General features: G+C 40.9%; 15 protein-coding genes. 1 reads left to right on the forward strand and 14 read right to left on the reverse strand.

Translation table 11 applies throughout. From position 1 onward, the window contains the following. Window positions 1–13: 13 nt before the first annotated feature. The 10 genes from J2S17_RS23240 to J2S17_RS23285 form a co-directional block, all read right to left on the reverse strand. Window positions 14–460 (reverse strand): YueI family protein, encoded by a 447-nt coding sequence (locus J2S17_RS23240; RefSeq protein ID WP_307478438.1) that lies wholly within the window; start codon window positions 458–460, stop codon window positions 14–16. A 299-nt stretch (window positions 461–759) separates the two neighbouring features. Beyond that, window positions 760–2,052, reverse strand: a complete 1,293-nt coding sequence (gene aceA, locus J2S17_RS23245) for an isocitrate lyase (RefSeq protein WP_307478440.1) — start codon at window positions 2,050–2,052, stop codon at window positions 760–762. A gap of 463 nt (window positions 2,053–2,515) precedes the next feature. Continuing rightward, window positions 2,516–4,063, reverse strand: a complete 1,548-nt coding sequence (gene pruA / locus J2S17_RS23250) for an L-glutamate gamma-semialdehyde dehydrogenase (protein ID WP_307478441.1) — start codon at window positions 4,061–4,063, stop codon at window positions 2,516–2,518. 208 nt (window positions 4,064–4,271) lie between these two features. Further along, window positions 4,272–5,441, reverse strand: a complete 1,170-nt coding sequence (locus tag J2S17_RS23255; protein WP_307478442.1) for a CamS family sex pheromone protein — start codon at window positions 5,439–5,441, stop codon at window positions 4,272–4,274. A 13-nt stretch (window positions 5,442–5,454) separates the two neighbouring features. Further along, on the reverse strand, window positions 5,455–7,461 hold the full coding sequence (gene ligA, locus J2S17_RS23260) for an NAD-dependent DNA ligase LigA (RefSeq protein WP_307478472.1): 2,007 nt from the start codon (window positions 7,459–7,461) through the stop codon (window positions 5,455–5,457). 62 nt (window positions 7,462–7,523) lie between these two features. Continuing rightward, window positions 7,524–9,749, reverse strand: a complete 2,226-nt coding sequence (pcrA, locus tag J2S17_RS23265; protein ID WP_307478474.1) for a DNA helicase PcrA — start codon at window positions 9,747–9,749, stop codon at window positions 7,524–7,526. A gap of 80 nt (window positions 9,750–9,829) precedes the next feature. Further along, window positions 9,830–10,516 (reverse strand): heptaprenylglyceryl phosphate synthase, encoded by a 687-nt coding sequence (gene pcrB, locus J2S17_RS23270; protein ID WP_307478475.1) that lies wholly within the window; start codon window positions 10,514–10,516, stop codon window positions 9,830–9,832. Between the two features lie 785 nt (window positions 10,517–11,301). Then, window positions 11,302–11,613 (reverse strand): YerC/YecD family TrpR-related protein, encoded by a 312-nt coding sequence (locus J2S17_RS23275; RefSeq protein WP_307478444.1) that lies wholly within the window; start codon window positions 11,611–11,613, stop codon window positions 11,302–11,304. Window positions 11,614–11,628: 15 nt separating this feature from the next. Next, window positions 11,629–12,684 (reverse strand): DUF3048 domain-containing protein, encoded by a 1,056-nt coding sequence (locus tag J2S17_RS23280; RefSeq protein WP_307478445.1) that lies wholly within the window; start codon window positions 12,682–12,684, stop codon window positions 11,629–11,631. Window positions 12,685–12,724: 40 nt separating this feature from the next. Beyond that, window positions 12,725–14,467 carry an adenine deaminase C-terminal domain-containing protein gene (locus J2S17_RS23285; RefSeq protein ID WP_307478446.1) on the reverse strand — a complete coding sequence of 581 codons (1,743 nt, stop codon included), beginning with the start codon at window positions 14,465–14,467 and terminating at the stop codon, window positions 12,725–12,727. Window positions 14,468–14,681: 214 nt separating this feature from the next. On the opposite strand from J2S17_RS23285, the gene J2S17_RS23290 reads away from it, so the two are divergent. Beyond that, window positions 14,682–14,954 carry a YgaP family membrane protein gene (locus J2S17_RS23290; RefSeq protein WP_307478447.1) on the forward strand — a complete coding sequence of 91 codons (273 nt, stop codon included), beginning with the start codon at window positions 14,682–14,684 and terminating at the stop codon, window positions 14,952–14,954. Window positions 14,955–14,987: 33 nt separating this feature from the next. On the opposite strand, the gene purD is transcribed toward J2S17_RS23290, so the two are convergent. The 4 genes from purD to purM are packed head-to-tail and all read right to left on the reverse strand — an operon-like array spanning window position 14,988 to window position 19,470. Then, entirely contained in the window at window positions 14,988–16,262 is a 1,275-nt protein-coding gene (purD, locus tag J2S17_RS23295; protein WP_307478448.1) for a phosphoribosylamine--glycine ligase, read from the reverse strand. 27 nt (window positions 16,263–16,289) lie between these two features. Continuing rightward, the gene (gene purH / locus J2S17_RS23300) at window positions 16,290–17,825 is read right to left on the reverse strand and encodes a bifunctional phosphoribosylaminoimidazolecarboxamide formyltransferase/IMP cyclohydrolase (protein ID WP_307478450.1); all 1,536 of its coding nucleotides are present in this window, start codon (window positions 17,823–17,825) and stop codon (window positions 16,290–16,292) included. Between the two features lie 37 nt (window positions 17,826–17,862). Next, a complete protein-coding gene (purN, locus tag J2S17_RS23305) occupies window positions 17,863–18,429 on the reverse strand; it encodes a phosphoribosylglycinamide formyltransferase (protein WP_307478451.1) in 567 nt (188 codons plus the stop codon). Window positions 18,430–18,444: 15 nt separating this feature from the next. After that, window positions 18,445–19,470, reverse strand: coding sequence for a phosphoribosylformylglycinamidine cyclo-ligase (gene purM, locus J2S17_RS23310; protein WP_307478452.1), 1,026 nt, complete (start codon window positions 19,468–19,470; stop codon window positions 18,445–18,447). Window positions 19,471–19,515: the final 45 nt, after the last annotated feature.

Here is a 19,515-nt window from a genome sequence, read left to right on the forward strand (position 1 = left end):
TGACCTGAATTAGTCAGCCTCGCCTCAGCACTTTTTTTATTAAAGTGAACAGCCCTGTTTTCGATTTTGCTTCTGGCTTTGTTTGGTTATTTTCTTCAATAGTCACATAGATTTCCTCATGATCTATCGCATAATCATAAGCCAGCACTAGACCCAGCTCAGAGTTAAAATCCTTATTTGTAACAATCGTATAGTCAACATGATTGGATGTGGCCACTTTTATATATTTAGAAAGGTCCTGATAACTCATATGACCATTTAAATAGAGCCTTGCTTTTGAATGGTCCTGAAGTGCAGACTCAACTTCAGCAATAATGCCAGGCTTCCTTACTTGCGGCTGTTTCAAAGCAATGACCGTCCGCTCTCTTAGCGTTCCAAGAAACCGCCTTCGCTCATCCGGCTTCGTCTGTTTTTGCCCATACATCCCTTGCTTTAAATATTCATCAATCTTTTCCGCCACGACCGCACCTCCACGCATTCAATCAAATGTTTGATTAATGGATATGTTCGCTTTAGTATAGCCTATTCTTGCTCCTGAAAAAAATGAAATGCCCTGTTTTGATTCAGTACTAAAAATGTATGTAGTTTTTTCTAAAAGGTTCCGATATGAGTAAGAATAGGAGCATAGCGGTGCTCCCATTTTTCCTATGCCAACGAACCTTATAATGGTTGATTTTTTCATAAAAAAAAGACCTCTCTAGAAAGAGAGGTTAAAAATTGGAGAATAGTAAAGGTTGAAAAAATCACATAAATCGTAACTTACACTTCAAGCTTTTCGCTTGAGAATTGCTCTTCTTCTGTCGATCCTTTCAATGCTGTAGTGGAAGAAGTTCCACCAGTGATTGTCATTGACACCTGGTCAAAGTATCCGGTACCTACTTCACGCTGATGTCTTGTTGCTGTGTAGCCGGCTGCTTCACTATCAAATTCAGCTTGTTGCAGTTCAGAGTATGCTGCCATTCCTCTGTCTTTGTAGCCAAGTGCTAGTTCAAACATGCTGTGGTTTAATGAATGGAAGCCCGCAAGAGTAACAAATTGGAACTTGTAGCCCATTTTTCCAAGCTCCACTTGGAATTTCGCGATTGACTCTTCATCGAGCTTCTTCTTCCAGTTGAATGATGGTGAACAGTTATATGCCAATAGTTGATCAGGGTACTTCGCATGAATGGCATCTGCAAATCTTTGCGCTTCTTCAAGGCTTGGTTCAGATGTTTCACACCAGATTAAATCTGCATATGGTGCGTACGCCAGGCCTCTAGCAATTGCTTGATCTAAACCAGCATTTGTACGGAAGAAGCCCTCAGGTGTTCTATCACCAGTAATAAATTGTGCATCATATGGATCCACATCACTTGTGATTAAGTCAGCTGCATTTGCATCTGTTCTTGCAATTACTAGAGTTGGAACACCCATTACATCAGCTGCTAATCTAGCAGAAATTAAATTCTTCACTGCCGTTTGTGTTGGCAGCAAAACTTTACCGCCTAAGTGTCCGCATTTCTTTTCAGAAGATAGCTGGTCCTCAAAGTGAACCCCTGCAGCTCCTGATTCAATCATGCCCTTCATTAATTCGAATACATTTAACTGTCCGCCAAACCCAGCTTCAGCATCCGCAACAATCGGTGCAAACCAATCAATAGATTGATCTTGCTCCAAATGGTGAATCTGATCAGCACGCTGCAATGCTTGGTTAATTCTTTTTACAACATTCGGCACACTGTTTGCTGGATATAAGCTTTGATCCGGATACATATTACCTGAAAGATTTGCATCAGCAGCCACTTGCCATCCGCTTAAGTATATAGCTTTCAAGCCTGCTTTAACCTGTTGCACAGCTTGATTGCCTGTTAACGCCCCAAGCGCATTAATAAAGTTTTCTTCGTTAACTAGCTTCCACAGTTTTTCTGCCCCTCTGCGTGCCAGTGTATGTTCGATATCAATGGATCCTCTAAGTTTAATAACCTCTTCCGCTGAATATGGTCTTTCGACACCCTTCCAGCGCGCATCCATTGCCCAGTTCTCTTCTAATTGACGAATTCTTTCATCTGCCATCTCTAAAAATCCTCCTTTAAAATGATCAATAGGTTTGATTCTCGTCTTCACTGTATTAATACAATTATTTATTTACATTTTGTATTATATAACAGGTTTTTCATAAATGGAACCTTCCTATTCAAAATTATCTCAAATTATTTTCGTCATTTTTCGACAGGGTTAGTTTGTACACTCCATTTGACTAATGATAAAATACCTTGCTGGGATTTGGTTGTAGAAGATTATTGCGTGGATGGGTTTTATGAGCCAGTTTTTGATGAAATAGTTGGTTTTGCTTGATGAATGGGAATGTAATGTTTTATGTGGGGCTCTTTTGATTTTTTTGGTCAGTTTAATTGAAGAGATTGGGTTATTGAGTTGGTTGTAGGCGTTGGGTCAGCTTATTTCTCGCTGTTATCCACCTTATTCTATCCGTCACAAAAAAAAAGCCATCCTCTAAAAGGATGGCTCTCTCATTATATTAATACATTTCTGAAGTTGTTTTTGCTTGCATGTGAAGCATGATGTAGTCTGGACCGCCCGCTTTTGAGTCAGTACCTGACATGTTGAATCCGCCGAATGGTTGGTAGCCTACGATAGCGCCTGTGCAACCGCGGTTGAAATAAAGGTTTCCGACATGGAAATCTTCACGCGCTTTTTGGATGTGCTCACGGTTGGTTGTGATAACAGCACCTGTTAAGCCGTATTCTGTGTTGTTTGCAATTTCAATCGCATCGTCGAAGTCTTTTGCTTTTGTGAAGCCGACAACTGGGCCGAAGATTTCTTCTTTCATGATGCGTGCTTCTGGTGAAAGGTCAGCAAAGATTGTTGGTTGGATGAAGAAGCCTTTAGAGTCGTCTCCTTCTCCACCAGCCATTAATTTACCTTCTTCTTTACCGATTTCGATGTAGCTCATGATTTTGTCATAAGCTGCTTGATCGATAACAGGGCCTGTGAAGTTGCTTGTATCTTCAGGATTACCAGCTTTTTTCTCTTTTGTGATTTCAACTACACGGTTTAATACTTGATCGTAAACATCTTCAACGATTACTGCACGTGAACATGCAGAACATTTTTGACCAGAGAAGCTGAATGCAGATGCAACGATTGATTGTGCAGCTAATTCAAGATCTGCTTCTTTGTCTACTACGATTGTATCTTTTCCGCCCATTTCAGAGATTACGCGTTTGATCCAAATTTGACCTTCGCTTAATTTAGACGCACGCTCAGTGATACGAAGACCCACGTCACGTGAACCTGTGAAGGATACAAAACGAGTATCTTTATGGTCAACTAAGTAGTCTCCTACTTCAGCACCGCTTCCTGGTACGAAGTTAAGCACACCTTTAGGCAAACCTGCTTCTTCCATTACTTCAACGAATTTCGCTGCAACAATTGGAGTTGTAGAAGCTGGTTTTAATAATACTGTGTTCCCTGCAACGATAGCAGCAACAGTTGTACCTGCCATAATTGCTAATGGGAAGTTCCATGGAGAAATGATGATTCCTACTCCTAATGGAATATAGTCATAACGGTTATATTCATTCGGGCGGCTGTTAACTGGCACACCGTCTTTGATTTCTAAGATTTGGCGAGCATAATACTCAAGAAAATCGATTGCTTCTGCTGTATCTGCATCAGCTTCGCTCCAAGGTTTACCTGCTTCTTTTGTTAATAACGCTGAGAATTCATGCTTGCGTCGGCGAATGATTGCAGCGGCTTTGAATAGCACATCTGCACGTGTTTCTGCCTTAACTTTTCTCCAAGTTTTGAAAGCACCAACTGCAGCTTGCATCGCTTGTTCAGCATGGTCACGGTTTGCTTTTGACACTCGACCAATGACTTCTTCTTTATTGGCAGGATTCACCGATACAATTTTATCTTCTGTAGAAATGCGCTCTCCGCCGATTAAAAGGTCATAATCTTGGCCTAAATAGCCTTTAACTGTTTCTAGACCCTTTAAATATGCTTCACTATTCTCTTCTTTATTAAAATCAGTGAATGGCTCATGTTTGTAAGGTTGTACCATTTTTCATCCTCCTGTGTACTAACAGCAACCATACTTAACTATTGCAAAAAATTCGCAATAGTTTTAAAGTGATATACTCGTTTGATATGCTGTGTTATTATTTAAAACTCTTTTACATCCGTTATTCTATCATACCTCGACAAATTTCATCAAATGATTCTTTCCGTTACTTATTTACTTTTCCCTAAGTGGAAATAAATCATTTAAATTATTGATAAACATGGACAAAAGGTTCGGATTGGTCGGTTTTCTTAATAATTAATGATTCAGGACCGTTTACGGAAGTAATATTTACTTGAACAGAAATATACTCTGGAAAGCTTGTCATGATTCTGCTTGCTACATACTGAGTGAATCCTACCGCTTCCGCTTTACCATAAAATTGGATTGGTATATTAATATCCAATTGCTGGAGCTGGCCCTGAGCATAGAAGGCATTGCCAATGACACCATTAAAATTCGGGAAATATTTCTCAATATCCTGCTTAAAATTTAGGAATGATGTTAAGTCTTCACGGTGATCCTTCTCAGCAGTGTTTGATGGAAAGAGCACGTATTTTTCATTCACTTTTTCCCAACTGCCAAGCTTATTGCTTCCCTGACCCGCATGTGCATAAGCGAAGAAATTTCCTGGCACAACTGATGTTCTGCTTTGCTGTTCAAACATTGCAATTGTAATTGGGATATTCTCCAGCCCTTCTATTTTTCTTAGACGAGGCAAGATTTCCTCTGCTATCTTCTTGCCTTCTGCTTCAAGTTTTTTTCGGTCAATTTTCGTTTCAAATGTCGCGCCATATTGTTCTTTTTGGTAATAATGCACAGAATTCAAGGCTAATCCGATGACTACTCCACCTAATTTCACCTTATCATCCCCATCTTTAACACGATAGTTATGCTCAAGGATATGAGCGAGATAAATCGGTGCTTTCTCATTACGATCTTCAATATCTCCCTTTCCATTATCTAAAGGGTTAAGACCGATATTTTCTTCTTTTTCCATTTTTCTTTCTTTTAATTGAGCATCTGTGAACTCACGATTAAGCCATGAAACGATCGTACTTCGATCAAGATACTGACCTTCCTGGAAAAAGAACTTCTCTGTATCAAAGTTATTCTGTGCGACTCTCATCAGACCTGTTTCAAATTCATTCAGATCATACTTCGTATTGATATTATTAACGACTAAGCCTCTTGCTTCACTCGCTTTAAATGGAAGAAGGGTGCGATAATAAGAATCCGAAATTTTAAAATTCGGGATAATCGCCTTTTCTTCGGAATCCTCATTCTCTTCAATAACTTCTTCCTGCTTGCTAAAATTTGGTGCACAGCCAGCGAGTAAAAGGAGCATTGCCAATGATAATGTCATTATTTTTTTCACGGTTTCCCACCTCTTACAAGTTTAGTTCCTTGGTCAGTTTCTCTTCATCCCAGACGGTAACCCCTAATTCCTGTGCTTTTGTCAGCTTAGATCCCGCGTCTTCCCCAGCAACGACAAAATCTGTTTTCTTGCTGACACTGCCAGATACCTTCCCGCCAAGCGCTTCAATCTTTTCCTTCGCATCATTTCGAGAAAACTGCTCAAACTTACCGGTTAATACAATTGTCTTACCGGCAAAGATTGAATCAGATTCTTCAGCTGTCAATGGCTTAGGTCCTTTATATTCTAAATTGAGTCCTGATTGCTTCAGTTCTTCTATGAGTTCTTCAGCTTCTTCTTGTTCAAAATACGTAACTACAGAATCAGCCATCTTTTCACCGATTTCATTAATTGCTGTTAAATCTTCACGAGAGGCAATTTTCAATGAATCAATATTTTCAAATTGCTGTGCTAATGTTTTCGCTGCTTTAGCTCCAACATGTCTGATACCTAAACCGAATAAAAGGCGTTCTAATGAGCTTTGTTTGGATGCCTCAATCGCTTGAAGCAATTTATTGACGGATTTCTCACCCATCCGCTCCAAACCAATTAACTGTTCATATGTGAGTTTGTAGAGGTCAGCCACATCTTCAATTAACTTCTCCGAAAATAATTGACTAATTACCTTTTCCCCTAGTCCATCGATATTCATCGCATTTCGCGACACAAAGTGGATAAGACCTTCACGGATCTGTGCTGGACATTTTGGGTTAATGCAGCGCAATGCCACTTCGCCGTCTAGTCGCACCAAATCACTTTCACATTCGGGACAATGCGTTGGCATATTAAATTCCTGTTCATCGCCTGTTCTTCGGTCTAAAAGAACGTTAACGACTTCAGGGATAATATCCCCGGCCTTTTTTATCACTACATAATCGCCAATTTTAATATCTTTTTCACGAATTAAATCTTCATTGTGAAGCGACGCACGCTGCACCGTTGTGCCCGCCACCTTAACAGGCTCTAAAATGGCTGTTGGAGTGAGGACGCCGGTACGCCCAATACTTAGCTCAATCGCTTTTAAAGTCGTTACTACTTCTTCTGCAGGAAACTTATACGCGATGGCCCAGCGCGGACTTTTTGCTGTTGTACCTAGCTGTCTTTGTTGCTCGAATGCATTCACTTTAATGACAATGCCATCTATATCATATTGCAAATTAGGACGCTCTTCTGTCCATTGATGAACAAAAGCGAGAACCTCTTCAATATTGGCACATTTTTTTCGCTCTTTGTTTGTTTTAAAGCCTAGTTTTTCAAGAAAATCAAGACCTTCACTATGAGATTCAACGCCAGTATTTCCCACGTCTGCGATGGCATAAACGAAAATATCAAGGTTCCTTGATGCCGCAATGCGGGGGTCCAGCTGTCTTAAGGAACCAGCTGCGGCATTCCTCGGATTTGCAAAAGGTTCTTCGCCTTTCTCTTCCTTTATCTCATTTAACGCCATAAAGGACTTTTTAGGCATAAAGGCTTCTCCTCGAACTTCTAAGGTAGACCCTTCTTTAATCCGAAGAGGTATAGACCTGATTGTACGTAAATTCGCAGTGATATTTTCTCCTATCGAGCCGTCCCCTCGCGTTGCACCAATCATTAATAATCCATCTTCATAGCGTAAAGAAACAGCCAGTCCATCAATTTTCAATTCGCATACATAAGAAAATTCATCGCCTACAAGCTGACGTACTCTGCGATCGAAATCACGCAAATCCTGTTCGTTAAAGGCATTCCCTAAGCTTAGCATTTGCGACCGATGCTCGACTTTCTCGAACATATCGAGGATTGTGCCGCCTACTCTTAGTGTAGGGGAATCATCCGTTTTTAGATGTGGAAATTCATCCTCAAGTTGGATTAATTCATGTAATAGCTGATCATATTCCGCATCAGGTACGGACGGCTGATCGAGCACATGATATTCATAGTTGTATTGGTTGAGCAGATTTTGTAAATCTTTCACCCTATTTTCAGCTGCTTTAAGATCCACTTTTTCCAACCCTTTCAAAACGGCAGATGCTTTTTAATCACGCCTGCCATTTTATTTTCAATTTAGCCTTTTGTAATAGGAGCAAATTTAGCGAGTAATCGCTTGATGCCAACTGGTTTAGGAAAGGCAATATCTAATTCTGTTCCTTCGCCCGAACCCTTCACGCTCACCACGGTTCCAACTCCCCATTTACCATGCACTGCTTTATCTCCAACACTCCAAGTTACTTCGTCGCCGCCTGTAGCTTCTATAGAAGGACGCACAACTGCCTTTCGGAGAGGCTGCATTCTAGAAGGAGATGACCCAAATGGAGAGTTCCCCATTCCACCTGCTTTTGCTGCTGGTTCAATACCTTCAATTAAATCCTCCGGAATCTCTTTTATAAATCGAGAAGGCGGATTCATGTTTGTCCGGCCAAATAAGGTACGCATTTGTGCATTCGTGATAAATAGTTCTTCTTCCGCTCTCGTTATACCTACATACGCTAATCTGCGCTCTTCTTCCATCTCAGCCTCTTCCATTAGTGAGCGGCTATGTGGGAAGACACCTTCCTCCATGCCCATTAAGAAGACAGTCGGGAATTCCAAACCTTTTGCAGAATGAAGTGTCATGAGAATAACAGCATCGCTTTTTTGTCCATCATCATCTAGTTTATCTATATCAGCAACCAAAGCGAGGTCTGTCAAAAAGGCCACTAGTGTTTTATCTTCTGCCCCATCCTCAAAGTTCTTTGTAACTGATAAAAATTCATCTAAGTTTTCGAGACGACTTTGCGCTTCAATTGATTTCTCTGCCTTTAACATATCTTTGTATCCAGATTTATCAAGAATCTCTTCAACCAATTCTGTTACAGACAGGTATTCTTGCATTTGTGTATAATTCTTTACTAAATCGCGAAACTCTCTCGCTGATTTAGTGGTTTTAGGGCTTAGTCCGATTAATTCAATGGAATCTAAAGCCTCAAACATTGTTAGATCATGCATCGTTGCAAAATTGGCGATTTTATCTATCGAGCCAGAACCGATTCCACGCTTCGGTACATTAATGACACGCTGCAAGCTTATGTCATCATCCGGGTTCGCAATTAAGCGTAAATAAGCAAGAATATCTTTAATTTCCTTACGATCATAGAACTTGATTCCACCAACAATCGCATATTCAATATTTGACTTTAAAAGCATTTCCTCCATTACACGTGATTGTGCATTGGTACGATACAGAATCGCAAAATCTGCTAACTTTTTATCGCCAGCTGCCATCAATTCTTTAATTTTACTAACAACAAATTGTCCCTCACCCTGCTCACTATCCGCACGGAAATAATGAATCTTTTTCCCTTCAGGATTTTCCGTCCATAGGTTCTTCGCTTTGCGGTTGGCATTCTTCTCAATTACACCATTTGCTGCATTTAGGATTCTTTGTGTCGAACGATAGTTTTGTTCAAGCAAGATAACCTCGGCATTTGAATAGTCCTTTTCAAATGAGAGGATATTTGCAATATCCGCTCCGCGCCATCTATAGATGGATTGATCTGAATCCCCTACTACACAAAGATTTTTAAACCGATTTGCTAATAGCTTGACCAGCATATATTGTGCTCTATTCGTATCCTGATACTCATCTACATGGATATATTGGAATTTGCGCTGATAGTATTCAAGCACTTCAGGTACACGGTCGAACAGAAGGATTGTCAGCATGATTAAATCATCAAAGTCTAATGCGTGGTTCTTTCTCAACCGCTTCTGGTAATCTGTGTACACATCGCTTATGACTTGCTGAAAATAATCACCCGCGGTTTTTGCATATTCCTCCGGATTGATCAATTCATTTTTCGCTGAACTGATTGAACCAAGTATCGCTCTAGGATCAAACTTTTTCGGGTCTAGATTTCTTTCCTTCAGTATGCTCTTAACAACAGACTGCTGATCAGTTGGATCTAGTATCGTAAAGTTGCGGTTATAGCCAATTCGATCAATATCTCTTCTTAAAATTCGCACACACATGGAGTGAAAGGTGGAAATCCAAATTTGATCGGCTACTCCGCCCATCATGTTTTGGATTCGCTCTCTCATTTCTCTTGCTGCTTTATTAGTAAAGGTAATCGCCAAAATATTATATGGATTCACACTTTTTTCTACCATTAAGTAGGCGATTCTATGAGTTAACACTCTTGTCTTGCCGCTACCTGCACCCGCCATAATTAACAGCGGACCATCCGTAGATTTCACGGCACTTTGCTGCTGCGGGTTTAAACCTTTTAGAAGTTTATCTGATAAATATTGCATTGTTTCCGTCACCACCATACAAACAAATGTTCTTATTTTTATTTTAACTTTATGATATTAAACTTACAAGTCCTAATGTGTTATTGTTTGACTGCATCGACAGTTTGAAGTGCCACCTTTAAATCTTCGTAAACAACGTTCCCTACAACCACAACATCTGCATGAGCGCCCATCTCTCGAGCCTGTTCCACGCTTTGGATGCCGCCGCCGTAAAAAAGCACGGTCTCATCAAGTACAGCTTTTGTTTCCTTAACGATTTCAACATCACCGTATTTTCCGCTATATTCAATATAAAAGATGGGTAAGTGGAACATTTTTTCTGCCATCATTGCGTATGCCTTTACATCCTCAACAGTTAAATCGGTTTTTGCATTCGTTAATTCAGCCACTTTGCATTCCGCATTCAATACACAGTATCCTTGAACAAGTATCTCTTCCCAGTTCATTATTTCTCCATACTCTTTAACTGCTTCATGATGAAGGCCCTTCACCCATTTTGTATCCGTACTATTTAGAACAGTTGGGATAAAAAACAGATCATAGCCAGGCGTAATGGCGTCAATCTCAGAAACCTCAAGGACGCATGGCACCGTATATCTGCGCACTCGTGCCATTAAATCCAGCACTTTTTCAAGTGTAATACCATCTGTACCTCCAATGATAATCCCATCCGTACCAGATTCACAAATTTTTTCTAAATCTTCATCAGAAATATATTTATCAGGATCGAGCTTAAACACATGGTGCCACTCGCTAACCTCGTACATGCAAACTTCCTCCATTCTATCATTCCATTCCATCATTATATCACTAGTGATAACAATCAAAAAGGAAAGAGATGGAGGGGATTTTTGTTATTTAAATTGTTATCTCGTCGATATCTTTCCATCGCTGTTCGTGCGAATAGGGAGGCTATTTTGCGTGATTAATTGGGGAATAGTTTGGTTACCTGATTAGTTACCCGGCTGTCAGTTTTCTTGTTCTTTAGGGTATTAGTTCCTCGATCTAGTTGACCCTTTTCTCTTTTTCTCCGCTAATCGGGCACTAGTTCACTCAACTAGTTAACCCTTTTCTCTTTTTCTCCGCTAATTGGGCACTAGTTCACTCAACTAGTTAACCCTTTTCTCTTTTTCTCCTCCACTCGGGCACTAGTTCACTCAACTAGTTAACCCTTTTCTCTTTTTTTCCTCCACTCGGGCACTAGTTCACTCAACTAGTTAACCCTTTTCTCTCTTTCTCCTCCACTCGGGCACTAGTTCACCTATCTAGTTAACCCTTTTCTCTTTTTCTCCTCCACTCGGGCACTAGTTCACTCAACTAGTTAACCCTTTTCTCTTTTTCTCCTCCACTCGGGCACTAGTTCATTCAACTAGTTAACCCTTTTCTCTTTTTCTCCTCCACTCGGGCACTAGTTCACTCAACTAGTTAACCCTTTTCTCTTTTTCTCCGCCTCTTGGGCACTTGTTCACTCAATTTCTGCATCCCATTTCTCATCTCATTCAACGAATAAAAAAAACCGTGGGAGTGTCCCTCGGTTTAAGTGTCATGCTGCTTATTGTTCTGTCTCTGGTCCGTCTTCTTTAATTCTTTCTAATGCCATTTCATAGGCATCGTTTCCGTAGTTTAAGCAACGTTTTACACGAGAGATGGTTGCTGTGCTTGCGCCTGTTTCTGTTTCTATTTTATGATACGTTTTTCCTTCGCGCAGCATGCGGGCAACTTCCAGCCTTTGGGCTAATGATTGAATTTCGTTCACTGTGCATAGGTCATCAAAAAATCGATAGCACTCATCAAGGTCTTTTAAGGATAAGACTGCATTAAATAATTGATCTAGTTCTTGTCCTCTTAGTTTATTTATTTGCATATATAGTTAACTCCTTTAATTTGTAGTTGCATTGTCTATTACAATGGACGATTCTAAACCAGGATCAGCAGGCACGACATTGATCCATGTCTTCCCCTGAACAAGTCCTTGTTCTTTTCCATCAATGACCGGAAGAATTCTTCCTTCCTTGTTGATCCAGTTTACTTCAGACATCCTACCTCTTTGAAGAAGATATCCCCTTCCCCCTGAAGATAAATCAATGTCGCGTCTTCCATCGCCATCAACTACTTGATGAGGGGTCTCAATGATAAAGACATTACTTAGTAATACCGGGTCTCCAGAATCATTATCAACAGTTAATTCATCATTAGAAGCTCTTTTGTACTTTTCCAGTGATTCATCGTATTGATAGGTCACATTAAAAAATGGATTCTTGGTTGAATATTCAATAGAAACAGCCGTTGCTTGCTGCCCATCAATCTGACCTGCCTCTTCCTTCGTTAAAAATAGGTGAGGTGACGGAGCTATCTCCATATCATAGCCCTTTTCCAGCGCCCCTTCTTTAATATGATCGAAGGTAATATAAGAATTATGGGGAGCTTTGCGAAAGCTTACTCGTTCAAACAATGTGCCATCATAGTATAGACCGTTTAAACTATCAACATATCCCTGGTCAAGCAGTTTTTTCGCTTCAGGGCTATTGCCATGGGCAATGAATATACTATCATAGGCTTTGGCAAGTTCAATATAATAATCCCTTGCACTCCTTACAGGTCCAACAATTTGTGGTTGTTCACTTTCATAAATGGCGAGAAATCTTGTTACTTCGCCTTCTGCGAGCATTTCATAGACGATATCAGCCTTATCAAGCCCCGATTGCGGTCTTGCGTTTGGATGATTATTAATCATCACCGCAAATGATCGTCTGGGTTCTTCCCTATTATCTTGAAGTCCTGTTAGCGGAGATGGCATACCTTCTTCGTTGGCATCTACTGCTTGTTCAGGCGCTCCACTTTTTTCATCTTTTAAATCCTCATCTGTTTCACTCTTGCTGCATCCTGAAACTAAAAGCATTGTAATCGCTGAAACAGCCATCCATTTTTTTAGCATGATGCACCCCTTACCGAATTCAAAACCCTTCTTTTACATTTTAACGCATCATCGTTGGAAAGAGTACAGTTTTATTCATCACATCGTACATTCCACGCTGTGTCACCCTGATATAAGGAAGGTGAGTAGATGAGAAAAACAATAAGGTATAGATAGGGTCCGCAAACTTATAGCCAGTGTTTTTCAAATATTGCAAAAGGCTTTTTTCATCTTCTATTAAGTCTTCTACTTTTTTATCAGACATGATTCCCTTTAGCTTCAAAGGGATTTCGTTTACAATCTTGCCTTTTTCTGAAACGACGATTCCTCCGCCAAGTTCCTTCATACGATAAAAAGCATTTTTCATATCTTCTTTATCTTTTCCGATAATAATAATATCGCCAGTATTAGAGAAGGAGCTTGCAAGGCCGCCCAAATTATCGGCAAACCCTTTCAGAATCGTATTGACCCTCCATTTCCCTTTTCGGTCAATAAGCATGAAGAAACATTCATCATGTGTTCGGTCAAGCTCGTCATTAGAGATATCAATCGCAATGGAATAAGGTTTGGTGATAACGGAATTCTCCATTTTGATTCCAAAAGGCATGGAGAATTGCATATCATTACTCGTTAGATCCCAGTTAAGCTCCAATGGTTCAAAGCCATATTCTTCCCATGCCATATCCTCATAGTTATCGAGGTTGACGCCATCTTTTTTCACCCATTTACCTTTGGCAATTACACCGACTGGAGTAGGGTTCTTTTCATCTTCCAATAGATTGATATTCGCGACCCTGCCGGTTGCGATATTCCCATGGAGATATTGGATATTATAATATTTAGCGACATTAATGGTCCCCATATTATAAGCATCAATGGTTGGAACACCCTTTTCTATTGCAATTCTAATCATCTGGTCAATGATCCCAGACTCTGAGAATGAAGAAGAGGATCCGTCTGTCGTAAAAACAAATTGATCATAGTTATCGATTCCGAGCTCATGCATTTCATCTAAGAGCAGCGGCAGATCCGGCCGGATAGATGAATAGCGTAAAGAGACGGTGTAACCCTGCATTAAGCGGTTATACACCTCTTGACCGTTGATGGCTTCGTGATCGCAATCAGCACCTAAGAGCATTAACTTTGCTAAAGTCTTTTCTGATGCACCAGGAAAATGGCCTTCAATTTGTTTACGCATTCTCTTGGCTTCCTGCATCCAGTGAAGCATCATATCATCGCCGTCCAACAGTTTTGGCCAGCCTGTTAATTCCCCGCCCTGCAGCACTGCATCATGTTCTAGCCATGATTTAATATTGCCATGTGAAAAGGTGGTTTCTTCATGCTGGATTTCTGTTTGGGCATCAAATCGGCACCACCAATACATCGTTGTCGGGATATTTCGCATTTCTTTTAATAATGAAAACGCTTTCTTTTTGTCTAACTGTAACGCAAGCACCATATTGTCATTTATTAATGTTGTCGTTCCAAATTGGGCTGCATAGCTGGCAAAAGAATGGGGATTATATAATTGAAATGGGTGTGCATGAGGCTCGATATAACCAGGAACAAGCGACTGGCCTTCACAGTCTACAATTTCGCAGCCATCGGTTTTCTCGGGGAGCTTTTCACCGACATAGACGATGCGATCACCGTAGATCCATATGTTTGCTGTCATCCATTTTTTAAATGCCTGATTTAAATAACGGGCGTTTTTCAATAGTATCGTTGGTGATATCTTTCCGTCAACTACGGAAACATGCTCACGCAAATGTTTATTCTTCCAACGGTATCGCTGTTCCAGCACTCTATTTCCTCCTTTTATTTATGTTTTCGGGATATGTGTAAAAGAAAAATATTTCTCTCATTTTTTATATCGTCAAAGATCCTATTCAATTCAGTAGGGTGCATATTCACTGAGGTATCATTCATTTGTTTGTGTTTTATCATAACATATATCACTTTTTAACGCATTAAAGAATGACAAAAATTTGTTAATTTTTTGTGAAGGAGGCAATTACATGAATTTAAAGCCAAACATAGGAATTATCCAAGCACTTCTCCGTATTACATGCGGCTTGACTATTGTTGCTTGGGGCACGGCAAAGTTTGTCAAAAAGCCTTGGCAGGATCGCTTTCTTTTATTCATCATGCTAGGAGCCATGAAAGTTGCAGAAGGAATTGTCCGATTCTGTCCAGTAATCGCCCTGTTTGAAAAAGGGAAGGAAGCCGCTCAAGAAATGGCTGATACTGATAAAAAGCCACATGACCTCCTAAAGGATACCGATTTTTAATATGGAAGCCCCCGAAAACGGGGGCTTCCATATTTATTTCACTTCTGCATGTCGGATGGCTTTAAACCCTATATCATGACGATAAAAAACTTCATTTGATTGTAAATGGCTAAGGCCTGCATATACTTTTCCCTGCGCTTCTTGCAGGGTTCTCGCCTTAGCACCAGCAAGGAGAACACGGCCGCCATTCGTTACAAATTGTCCTGCTTCATTCTTAGCTGTTCCAGCATGAAAGACTAGTAATTCTTCAGCCGTTTTTTCGACCCCTGTCAGGATGGCTCCTTTTTCATATGCTTCTGGATAACCATTGGATGCAATAACCACACCAAGCATCGGCTGCGGGTCCCATTCAATGGCTGGTTTCTCACCATCAATCACCTTCAGCATCACTTCCGCTAAATCAGATGTCATTCTTGGCAGAATCACCTGTGTTTCAGGATCACCAAAACGCGCGTTGAATTCAATCACCTTCGGACCTTTTTCCGTCGCAATCAGCCCTGCATATAAAACTCCGCAAAAGTGTCTGTTCTCTTGAACAAGTGCATTTGCTGCCGGTTGAAGAATCGTCTGTATCGCTGTTTGCACCACTTCATCAGGAATATGAGGAACGGGTGAATAAGCTCCCATGCCACCAGTGTTTGGTCCTTTATCCCCGTCATAGGCTCGCTTATGGTCCTGAGCAATCTCAAGCGGGATGACGGTTTCTCCATTTACAAAAGCCATTAATGAAAATTCTTCTCCCGCTAAGAACTCTTCAATCACAACTGTCGCAGAGGCTGAACCAAACTTTTCTGCCAATAGCATTTCCTCTAGGCTCAGAAGGGCTTCCTCCAGAGTCATTGCCACTGTTACACCTTTGCCTGCAGCTAATCCATCTGCTTTAATTACAATTGGAGCTCCTTTTTCCTTAACATAAGCACTTGCCTGCTCAAAGTCAGAGAATACCTCATATTCACCAGTTGGAATTACATATTTCTTCATTAATTCCTTAGCAAATGATTTACTTCCTTCTATTTCTGCAGCTGTCTTTTGCGGTCCAAATACCTTCAGCCCTGCCTGTAAAAAGTGATCAGCCAATCCTTCAAGAAGCGGAACTTCAGGACCAATCACTGTTAACCCGATCTCGTTCTCCAAAGCAAATTGTATCAATCGGTCTTGTTCATGCTCTTCAATGTCAACTAATGTTGCTACATCCTCCATTCCTGGATTCCCTGGTGCAACAAACACATGCTCTACAGTGCTGCTTTCACTGATTTTTCGGCAAATCGCATGCTCGCGTCCACCTCGGCCAATCACTAATACGTTCATTCTTTTCTCCTCCGATCAGTAAAATCATTAATGTTTAAAATGTCTTACTCCGGTAAATACCATGGCCATGCCATATTCATCCGCTTTCTTGATTGAATCCGCATCTTTAATAGATCCGCCGGGTTGAATGATCGCAGTAATACCTGCTTTGGCAGCTGCTTCGACGGTATCGTCCATTGGGAAAAACGCATCCGATGCCATCGTTGCACCATCGACTTGTTTTCCTGCCTGCTTTATGGCAATTTGCGCTGAGCCCACACGATTCATTTGACCCGCACCCACACCTAAAGTCATATCAGCGTTATTCACGATAATCGCATTGGATTTTACATGTTTAACCACTTTCCAGCCAAGCTTTAATGCCTTCCATTCTTCCTCAGTTGGCTCCCTTTTCGTCGGAACGGAAATATTCGCATCTTCCAAGCTGTATAGATCGTACTCTTGAGCTAATAAGCCACCCTCGATCGCCGTAAATCTTTTTTCTGTTTTCTTTTCAGCATGAAAAGGAATCGTTAATAACCGAAGATTTTTCTTACCTGTTAAAATACTTAATGCCTCTTCGGAGAACGATGGTGCAATGATAATCTCTAAGAATATTTCATATAATTTTTTCGCTGTTTCGGTATCCACCTCGCGATTCAGCGCAATGATGCCGCCAAATATGGAAACAGGATCAGCTGCAAATGCTTTTGAAAAAGCATCATAAATGTTTACACCTGTTCCGACACCGCATGGATTCATATGCTTCACAGCAACCGCTGCAGGTTCAGAGAATTCTTTCACAATTTGCAGCGCTGCATCTGCATCATTAATATTGTTATAGGATAGTTCTTTACCATGCAGCTGCGTGCCATTAGCAATGGAAAATTCAGAGCCAAGCGGCTTGCGGTAGAATGCTGCTTTTTGATGTGGATTTTCTCCATATCTTAACGATTGCTTTAATTCATAAGTTACTGTTAGCTTTTCAGGCGTTTCTTCTTCTGCAAGATTTGTCATGTACTCGGCAATCATTGCGTCATAGGCAGCCGTATGACGGAAAACCTTAGCAGCAAGCTTTCTCTTTGTCGCTTTTTCTACAATGCCTTCTTCTTTTAATTGAGACAGAACGGTTTCATAATCAGTTGGATCAACAACAACTGTTACATACTCATGGTTTTTTGCTGATGCACGAAGCATTGCTGGGCCACCAATATCAATATTTTCTATCGCATCTTCAACCGTTACATCTGGTCTTGCAATCGTTTGTTGAAAAGGGTACAGGTTCACACAAACGACTTGTATGGGTTGAATTTGATGCTCATCCAACTGTTCCTTGTGAGAAGGGTCATCAAATTTAGCAAGCAACCCGCCATGGATCATTGGGTTCAGCGTTTTCACGCGGCCTTCTAATATTTCTGGAAAACCAGTTACATCACTTACACCCATGACAGGGATGCCCGCTGCCTCTAATGCTTTTTTTGTACCGCCTGTAGATAAGATTTCAAATCCAAGCTCATTTAATTGTTGCGCGAATTCTGCAATACCGCTTTTATCTGACACACTAATGAGTGCACGTTTCTTCATTCCCAACTTCCTCCTTGTGAATAGCTGCTCTATGTCGTTATTGATTTAGTAGTTTATTAAGCACCATTGGATAAAATTGATGTTCTACCTCATGAATTTTATTCTGTAGACTTGCCTTCGTCTCATCTTCATCCATCGTTATGGAATATTGATCAATGATCGGGCCGGTATCCATGCCTTCGTCGACATAATGAATGGTGACACCTGTTGCCTTCGCCCTCGCTTCAAGTGCCTGTCCGATGGCATCCTTCCCTGGAAAAGCTGGCAATAATGATGGATGGACGTTCACGATTCTGCCTGCATATGTCTGCAAAAGAACACTTCCAATTAACCTCATATAACCCGCAAGCACAATAAACTCGACTTCAGCATGTTGCAATTCCTGCAATATTTTTTTCTCGTATTCTTCTTTGCTAGCAAACTCTTTTGCATTGAATACGAAGGAAGGAACCGCTGCGTCCACTGCCCTTTTTATACAATTGGCTTGCGGCTTATCACAAATTAAGACTTTAATATTCGCATCTAGCTTGCCTTGTTGATTGGCATCGACTATGGCTTGAAAATTCGTTCCGCTTCCGGAAGCAAATATTGCGATATTCTTCATGGTTACCCCCGTTGATTACAAAATCGCGATTCCTGCTTGATTTGTTACCTTACCAATGATGCTTGCCTTTTCTCCTTGAGCATTAAAGTGAGTTACTAGTGTATCTGCTACATGAGGATCGACCGCAGCAACCATGCCAATTCCCATATTGAAGATATTGTACATATCATTTCTTTCTAGATTTCCAACTGACTCCATTAATGAGAATACTTGTGGAACGTGCCAACTGCCCTCTTTAATCTCAGCTCCCAATCCTTCCGGCAGCATACGCGGGATATTTTCAATAAATCCACCGCCTGTAATATGTGCCAATCCGTTGATTTCAAACTCTTTCAGGGCGGATAAAACTGATTTCACATAAATGCGGGTTGGACGCAATAATTCTTCACCTAATGTGCAACCTAGTTCTTCTACATAATCATTCAAAGACATTTTTGCATCTTCAAAAAACAGCTTTCTCACGAGAGAATAACCATTGCTGTGAATACCGCTTGAAGCAAGTCCAATTAACACATCGCCAGCTTTAATATTAGACCCATCAATCAAACCGCTTTTTTCACAAGCTCCTACTGAAAAACCGGCTAGATCATACTCTTCTTCGCTGTACATGCCAGGCATCTCGGCTGTTTCTCCGCCAACCAGCGCACAGCCAGCTTGTTCGCAGCCGTCGGAAATCCCTTTGACAATCGCCTCAATTTTCTCAGGCTCAGCTTTGCCGCAAGCAATATAGTCTAAGAAATAAATCGGCTCTGCCCCTTGTACAACGATATCATTTACACACATAGCCACTGCATCGATGCCAATTGTATCGTGACGATCCATCATAAAAGCGAGCATCAATTTTGTACCTACTCCATCGGTTCCTGATACGAGAACAGGCTCCTTTAATTGCAATACAGAGAGGTCAAACATGCCTCCAAATCCGCCTAATCCGCCCATGACGCCAGGTCGAATGGTTCTCTCCACATGCTTTTTCATGCGGGTAACCGCTTCATATCCTGCCTCGATATCTACTCCTGCTTGTTTATACGCATTCGCCATTTATGTCCACCTCACAAGTTTTTTCGGAAAAAAAGCGGCATGACT

This window comes from Cytobacillus purgationiresistens, from assembly GCF_030813235.1.
GTDB lineage: Bacteria > Bacillota > Bacilli > Bacillales > Cytobacillaceae > Cytobacillus > Cytobacillus purgationiresistens.

Coding starts and splice junctions, on each gene's coding strand:
- aceA (WP_307478440.1), bottom strand. CDS start 2,052: ATGGCAGATGAAAGAATTCGTCAATTAGAAGAGAACTGGGCAATGGAT.
- pruA (WP_307478441.1), bottom strand. CDS start 4,063: ATGGTACAACCTTACAAACATGAGCCATTCACTGATTTTAATAAAGAA.
- pcrA (WP_307478474.1), bottom strand. CDS start 9,749: ATGCAATATTTATCAGATAAACTTCTAAAAGGTTTAAACCCGCAGCAG.
- pcrB (WP_307478475.1), bottom strand. CDS start 10,516: ATGTACGAGGTTAGCGAGTGGCACCATGTGTTTAAGCTCGATCCTGAT.
- J2S17_RS23275 (WP_307478444.1), bottom strand. CDS start 11,613: ATGCAAATAAATAAACTAAGAGGACAAGAACTAGATCAATTATTTAAT.
- J2S17_RS23280 (WP_307478445.1), bottom strand. CDS start 12,684: ATGCTAAAAAAATGGATGGCTGTTTCAGCGATTACAATGCTTTTAGTT.
- J2S17_RS23290 (WP_307478447.1), top strand. CDS start 14,682: ATGAATTTAAAGCCAAACATAGGAATTATCCAAGCACTTCTCCGTATT.
- purD (WP_307478448.1), bottom strand. CDS start 16,262: ATGAACGTATTAGTGATTGGCCGAGGTGGACGCGAGCATGCGATTTGC.
- purH (WP_307478450.1), bottom strand. CDS start 17,825: ATGAAGAAACGTGCACTCATTAGTGTGTCAGATAAAAGCGGTATTGCA.
- purN (WP_307478451.1), bottom strand. CDS start 18,429: ATGAAGAATATCGCAATATTTGCTTCCGGAAGCGGAACGAATTTTCAA.
- purM (WP_307478452.1), bottom strand. CDS start 19,470: ATGGCGAATGCGTATAAACAAGCAGGAGTAGATATCGAGGCAGGATAT.